The organism is Sulfuricurvum sp. MLSB (assembly GCF_000747095.1).
Taxonomy (GTDB): domain Bacteria; phylum Campylobacterota; class Campylobacteria; order Campylobacterales; family Sulfurimonadaceae; genus Sulfuricurvum.
Genome location: NZ_JQGL01000127.1, coordinates 1 through 852, shown reverse-complemented (window position 1 = coordinate 852; position 852 = coordinate 1). Strand labels below are relative to the sequence as shown.

Annotated in this window: 2 protein-coding genes; one reads left to right on the top strand and one right to left on the bottom strand. The window is 46.7% G+C overall.

Annotation, left to right across the window (positions count from 1 at the left end; all coding sequences use genetic code 11):
- Positions 1 to 269: penicillin-binding transpeptidase domain-containing protein (locus JU82_RS12020; RefSeq protein ID WP_294892698.1), on the top strand; the 269-nt coding region annotated here is incomplete at its 5' end.
- A 21-nt stretch (positions 270 to 290) separates the two neighbouring features.
- Here the strand turns inward: JU82_RS12020 and ybeY are convergent.
- Positions 291 to 674: an rRNA maturation RNase YbeY gene (gene ybeY / locus JU82_RS08910; RefSeq protein ID WP_294892696.1), complete on the bottom strand. Its 384-nt coding sequence runs from the start codon at positions 672 to 674 to the stop codon at positions 291 to 293.
- Between the last annotated feature and the right edge of the window lie 178 nt (positions 675 to 852).

Below are 852 nucleotides of genomic sequence, written 5' to 3'. Positions count from 1 at the left end.
ATGTCTACACTCGCTTTCCGATAGCCGGAAAAACGGGGACGGCGCAGACCACAGGGATCGCGCAAGGGGTCAAACAGCGCCAAAGCGAGCATTCTATGGAGTATTTCAAGCGTTCACATGCGTGGTTTACGACGTACGGTCCGGCAGATAACCCGCAATTTGTCGTTATGGTGATGGTTGAGCACGGCGGACATGGAGGGGAAGCAACGGGCGGCATTGTTTCCGCAATTTACAACAAACTCGACGAGCTTGGATACATTAAAGAGTAGAACGCCAAACGAAAAGTTCAGTTATTCTTCCAGCGTTCGAACTATGAGGCTTTTGGGGAGATTGAACGTTTCTATCAGTTCGGTCTCTTTGGTTCTCATTTCACCGTTATCGACTTCGTGATCGAATCCAAGCAGATGCAGCATGCCGTGGATAAAGAGCAGAGCGAATTCATCTTCTTCACTGTGACCCAATGCCTGTGCGACTGAGGCGACTTTATCGACGCTGATGACGATGCTTCCCAACGGCGCCTCTGGAAAAGGATCACTCGGAAAACTCAGCACGTCGGTCGGCTTGTCGATGCTTCGAAAATCGCGGTTAATGGCGGCAATTTCATCGTTATCGGTCAGTATCAGTTCTACTTCTAGCGGCGTAAGCGCGTCACAAATAGCCTCTATACGTTCCATCCCATAAGTTTTATCGGTTCGGTTATCTAGTTCAATCATGATCGAATTGTAGCACAAGCGGCTTGTCCCGCCGCTTTTTTGGTATAAATCAAATTTGTCTAATAATCTAGAATAAAATTTGCACTGTATGTTATAATTCTTACAATTTTGTAAGAAAGTGAGTCTAAATGCCGTACGT